This is a genomic window from Methanobrevibacter sp., assembly GCF_045541095.1.
Classification (GTDB): Archaea; Methanobacteriota; Methanobacteria; order Methanobacteriales; family Methanobacteriaceae; genus Methanocatella.
On sequence record NZ_JAZQIJ010000015.1, the window covers coordinates 1 to 5,741 of the forward strand.

Sequence of the window (5,741 nt, forward strand, 5' to 3'; positions counted from 1 at the left end):
AAAGCAATATTAAATAACTTAATAGATAACTAAAAATATCTGAAAAATGATTTAAAATTAGTTAATTAGTATAAAAAGAAATAATTGCCCTTATTCAAAACAAAGGATTAAATAAAATTAGATACACAGTATAATTGTGAAGATTTAACAATCTTTACAAAAATCATGCAGAAAATATATTAGTTTATGAATGATCTCTAAACCAGTATAAGGTTGGAATTCCAGCCTTATACTTAACTGAAATTTCCATGTTATACCCTTCTAGCTTGTTGAAATCATGTTTGACTTCAAAAGTATTGGAGGTCGAGGTATTCTTGCACCATTAAGATAAAATAGATTTAATAATTATAATAAGATTAAATATAAAGATTTCTAAAAAAAGTATTACTCACATCGTTTCCGGAACTTCATATTGAATCTCCAGATTGCCTCAAAACCGATAATCGAGCCAATATTCATACCTATTATTGCACCCAAATAAACTCCAAAAACACCCATATTAAATGTAATTCCCATTAAATAAGCAAAAGCCATGCTCAAAATCAGTTCCCTCAATACAGTGAGAGCCAATGATTTAAATCCTGATCCAACACCCTGATAAGTATATGCCGCCGTTGCACCTAAAGGAATTAGGACATTATAAAATACCAGTATCTGTAAAATCTCAGCGGACCTGTCAACCAACGCCAAGTCTCCAGCCTGGAAATTGAACAGCTCACAGATAGGATAAGCAAAAATAAAAAAGATTGCACATATCCCAACAGTAATCGCAAGACTTAAAAGAGTGGAATAGACAATGGTTTCATTAAAGTTGCGCCAGTTACGGGCCCCATAGGCAACTCCCGAAACTGTAATTGTGGCAATTCCAATGGCCATACATGGGAGAAACGCAATTGAGATAAATCTCCATGCGATTGTAAATGAGGCAACCTCTCCGACGCCTGCAGTAGTAATTATGAGGAAATTAAGTATTATTGCAACAAGAGCAAATATGACCTCTTCAAGGCTGGCCGGAAGTGAAACGATCAGAATTTCCTCATAAATCTCAAGATTGCGATTGTAATATTTCATTTTGAACTTGAAAAATGTATCCCTTTTGACAAAAATCCAGTAGAGCATCAACGCATAGCCTATAAATGAAGCAATTACAGTTGCAAGACCTGCACCAAAAATACCTAAATCAAGAGTATAAATCATAATAGGATCTATTATCATGTTCAAAACGGCGGATAAAACCAACGGATTTGTTGCACGGCCAACATCACCTTCCGCCCTGAATACACTTGCCGTTACATTGGGTGCAAGAAAGGCAATGTTGAGTAAAAATATAATCTGTCCATAGCTTAGGCAATATGACCTGACACTACTTGCCCCAAGCAAATCAACAATGTCTCCCAAAAAGAAGAAACCTACAATAAAAATAATAACTGATACTGCAATCATCAGAATAAATGAATGAATAACTGCATTATTAGCGCCGTCAAACTTGCGTGCTCCGACATATCTTGAAATCAGTGAATTGGTGCCCGCACCGATACCGTTTCCGATGCCTATGATGACCAGATACAGCGGCAATATAAAACCCGAAGCTGCAAGTGCCTCGGCATTCAGACCAGAAACCCAAAAGCCGTCAATTAAATTATTCAAAAACATCAAAAGCATTGAAAAAATTGTCGGAAATGCAAGCCGGTTGATGGCCTTTCGGGGATTTCCTACAATATATTCAATGTTATCATTAGTCTGCATCAGTAATATATTAGATACAGGAACTATTTATCCCTATTCAAAAATGATAGCTGGTGCTTGTCTTTGTCCTATAGCAGTTATTGCACTTAAGACATCATGATTTGCCTCACCCCTTAATTTACCATTCATTTAAAAAGTTGTTTTGCGCTACAAACGGCCTGTACATTGAATGTAGCCCATGTTTTTCCGTTGAGCAGGTTATCCATATGACTCATGTCGTTGAAGATTCCACCTACAATGACAGGAACGTGACTGACGAGTAATTCTTAACTTACATATTTTTAAAAAAGGTTTATATTGAATTAAATCAAATTTAATTAAAAGGAGTAATTCAAATGAAAATTGCAATAAGATACTACACAAAAACAGGAAATACCAAAAAGCTTGCAGATGCAATTGCAGAAGTTTGCAACGTAGAAGCAAAAACAGTAGACGAACCGCTAACAGAAGACGTGGACGTTCTATTTTTAGGTAGTGCAATTTATGCTGCCGGAATCGATAAAAGCATAAAAGAGTTTCTTCAAAACATCAATGTCAACGTAGGATGCATATACAATTTTTCATCCGCAGCACTCATCGAATCAACATTCGGTCAGGTGAAAAAAGAAGCTGAAGCAAACGGCCTTAAAATCAGCGATGATGAATTCCACTGCAGAGGAGCATTCAAGCTAATCCACAGAGGAAGACCTAATGAAAAAGACTTGAATGACATTAAGGAATTTGCAAAAAGAATAATTAACTAATCTTTCTTATTCTTTTTGATTCTTTCCTCAAGACTGTCAAACTTGCTGTCGACATGTCTCATGACAATTGAAACAATAAGTGTTGCAGTACCGACACCACTTAAAATAAAACCGCTCCAAACTAAAAATATTGCATCTATTTTTCCGGGATTGGAGCTACCCAAAATAGTATAACCGTTACTTGTAAATGCATTTGAAACCATTTCAAGGGAATCCAAAGGATTTACTGATTCTACAAAGATAGTGATTAAAAAGCTGACAAAAACTATAAGGAATAAAAGCATTATGGTAATTCCTAAACTGTTGGTTTCAGTGTAGTCATTAAATTTCCGGAAATATACCCTGATGAAATATAGGAATACCAATGCATGAATAAACTCAACTAACATATAAAACAATATGCCTGATGAGAATACCGGAATCGGAAGAAACAATGTAAGAACAGATACTATTGATGCGAAAGGCATTGCAAATACCCACAGAACTCTATTAAAATTTGAATTTGCATCAATTTGAAATGCAAGATAAAATGAAAGAACCAAATCAATGAATATAACCGTATTCTGCCCATTAAACCATGGACCTAATAGAAACAGGAAGTTAAATACACAAAGCACAATCAATATCAGATAAAAAACCTGTTTCATTGTAAATACTTCCTCTTCAGGAAGATATTCTTTGGGATTAAGAAATCTTGAAGATTTGACAGAAGGATTGTTCTTAATTTTTTCAACAATCGGGCACAAAACGCGCATGAAAGCAAAACCTAATCCTATTATTATCATGAATAAAACAATAGTCAGAATAATGTCAATGATAAATCCAAACATATTATTTGTCCTCCTCTTCCAATAATCTTTCCAGTTCCCTGAAACGTTTGTTGAACCGTTTGATTAAAATTGCTGCAGTTAAGGTTGCCGTACCTGCACCGGATATTATATATCCTCCCCAAACTAAAAACAGACTGTTTATTTTACCAGGAATGGATTGGCCCAAAACGGCATAACCGTTACTTGTAAATGCATTGGAAACCATCACCAATGAATCAAGAGGATTGACGTTTTCGGCAAACATAGTTACTACAAAGCTTACAAAAACTATGACAAACAGCAATATGATTGTTATACCCAGACCATTTGAAGAAGTATATTCCATGAACTTATCGAAATAATACTTAGTGAAATACAAATAAACCGGAATATGAATCAGACTGATATAAGCCCCTAGGGAAAAATTAAACATGAAAAATGTCAGTGATCCGAATGGGACAAGCAACAATACCAAAATCTTATTTTTTAAAGATTTTTTATCTATCGTAATGGCAATATACAAAGAAAGAACTGCATCAAACAGAGATAATGCCCAATAATCAGAATCCCAGAAAATAATTGCATAAAAGAAAACGACCAGACACATTGCCATTAGAATCAGATAATAGATTTGCCTTAATGTGTGAATTTCATCTATCGGCAAAAATTCCTGTGGATTTAAGTATCTGTTGGAACTGCGTTTTTCCCTTTCTAAAAAAAACGTACCGATCAATACCAATGTTAAAAAAATTACTATCTCTAAAACAACCTGTGCAATAGAATATCCGATTATCTCCACAAAAATTCACCTTCAATATAATTATATTATATAATAGTTAATTAACTTTTAGTCATGTAAAAAAAATAAGATATAGAAAAAGAGAGTTATTGATTTATAAGGTGAAAATATGAAAAATTTGCATAAAACAATAATCATAGCAGTTATTGCGATAATAGCAATAGCAGGGGCGTTTGCATTGTTATCAAAAGACACACCTATGGCCGCAGGAAAGTCATACAATGCATCTGCACTAACAGAAAAGCTATCTATCAATATGGATAACTGGAGCTATGATGAAAAAAATGACATCTACTATCAAATCGGACTCATATATTGCATGAATCCAAAGGATGCCAAATATGAGTCATGTGGTATATACGTTCCTGGAAATTATTTTGAAGGAGAGAAAAACGCCAACGGAACGTATACATGCAGCGTCAATGACTCTGAAAATGTTGGAAACTATACTGCATCAACAGCACCGATAGTGATGCCAATCAATACACCTGGATATTTATCATGTCTCGCACCGACCAGGTACAATGCAAGTGAAGTGAAAAACTATACTAATGAAGGATTCATCTATCTGAACGCCGGATGTCTTGGAAGAGACAATGCACAGGCACCCGCTGGTGTGACTGACTTGAAGGCTGCAGTTACATATTACAGATTCAATGGTGACAATCTGCCGGGAGACATCGAAAAGATTTTCACTTTCGGCCACAGTGGAGGAGGAGCTCAATCCGCCATAATGGGTGCAAGCGGAAACAGCGAATTATATAACCCTTATCTTGAAAACATACAGGCAGCCATGGTTTCAAAAGATGGAAATAGCTTATCAAATGCAATTGCAGGAGCAATGTGCTGGTGTCCTATCACAAGCTTTGATACAGCAGATGCTGCGTATGAATGGAATATGGGACAATATATGAGAGAAAACGGAACATTTAAATCCAGTTTAAGTAAGGATTTAGCCCGTGAATATGCATCATACATCAATAATCTGGGCCTTAAAGATCCTAACGGAAACACTTTGAAACTGGAAGAAAGTAAAAACGGCATTTATACATCAGGAAGTTACTTTTTTAAAAGATAGCAAAAACAGAAAAAAATATTATTCAACAGGGAAAATTAATTAATTGAAATTAAAAATAAGGGGAATAAAGCAGAATTATAAAATTCTGCTTTCAGGTTAATAATCTTATTTGTTTCTTCTTATAACAGCCACACCACCTAAAACTGCAGCCACAATTACTAAAATCAATATTGGATTACCGGTTGCTAACATATTGTGAACAGCATCCGGAATAGTAGCATTTGAGGTTGTGTTTGCTGCTACAGGAGCAGTAGTATTTGTTGTACCGTTAACAGTTTGATTAGATGCAGTCTGGTTTGCTGCGGTAGCATTTTCAAGAGTTTCATTGTATTGGCTACCTGCCCAACCACCATCATCCTGGTAGTTGCTTCCGGCATATCCTCCATCTTCATAGTTGCTTCCAGCGTAACCGCCATCATATCCATCGTCCACATCATCCACGTAGGCACTTCCAGTGTAACCGTCATCATATCCGTTGTCCACATCATCTACATAGGCACTTCCGACATACCCATAGTCATCTGCTGCAAAGGCAGATCCTGCAGATGCAATTATACAGAATATTG

7 protein-coding genes are annotated in these 5,741 nt (G+C 35.5%); 3 read left to right on the plus strand and 4 right to left on the minus strand.

What is annotated here, in order from left to right:
* Window positions 1-384: 384 nt before the first annotated feature.
* Window positions 385-1,746 (minus strand): MATE family efflux transporter, encoded by a 1,362-nt coding sequence (locus ACKI2P_RS00695; protein WP_407374270.1) that lies wholly within the window; start codon window positions 1,744-1,746, stop codon window positions 385-387.
* Window positions 1,747-1,883: 137 nt separating this feature from the next.
* On the opposite strand from ACKI2P_RS00695, the gene ACKI2P_RS00700 reads away from it, so the two are divergent.
* Both ACKI2P_RS00700 and ACKI2P_RS00705 read left to right on the plus strand, forming a co-directional pair.
* Entirely contained in the window at window positions 1,884-2,009 is a 126-nt protein-coding gene (locus tag ACKI2P_RS00700; RefSeq protein WP_407374272.1) for a hypothetical protein, read from the plus strand.
* 72 nt (window positions 2,010-2,081) lie between these two features.
* Window positions 2,082-2,489 (plus strand): flavodoxin family protein, encoded by a 408-nt coding sequence (locus ACKI2P_RS00705; protein ID WP_407374273.1) that lies wholly within the window; start codon window positions 2,082-2,084, stop codon window positions 2,487-2,489.
* Here ACKI2P_RS00705 and ACKI2P_RS00710 read toward each other — a convergent pair.
* Together ACKI2P_RS00710 and ACKI2P_RS00715 are read right to left on the minus strand one after the other, a co-directional pair.
* Window positions 2,486-3,319: a hypothetical protein gene (locus tag ACKI2P_RS00710; RefSeq protein ID WP_407374275.1), complete on the minus strand. Its 834-nt coding sequence runs from the start codon at window positions 3,317-3,319 to the stop codon at window positions 2,486-2,488. The two genes, ACKI2P_RS00705 and ACKI2P_RS00710, sit on opposite strands and share 4 nt — an antisense overlap.
* A 1-nt stretch (window position 3,320) precedes the next feature.
* Window positions 3,321-4,097 carry a hypothetical protein gene (locus ACKI2P_RS00715; protein WP_407374277.1) on the minus strand — a complete coding sequence of 259 codons (777 nt, stop codon included), beginning with the start codon at window positions 4,095-4,097 and terminating at the stop codon, window positions 3,321-3,323.
* Between the two features lie 109 nt (window positions 4,098-4,206).
* Here ACKI2P_RS00715 and ACKI2P_RS00720 point away from each other — a divergent pair, with 109 nt between their 5' ends.
* Entirely contained in the window at window positions 4,207-5,175 is a 969-nt protein-coding gene (locus ACKI2P_RS00720) for a hypothetical protein (RefSeq protein WP_407374279.1), read from the plus strand.
* Window positions 5,176-5,280: 105 nt separating this feature from the next.
* Here ACKI2P_RS00720 and ACKI2P_RS00725 read toward each other — a convergent pair.
* The coding region (locus tag ACKI2P_RS00725) for a hypothetical protein (RefSeq protein ID WP_407374281.1) at window positions 5,281-5,741 on the minus strand (461 nt) is incomplete at its 5' end.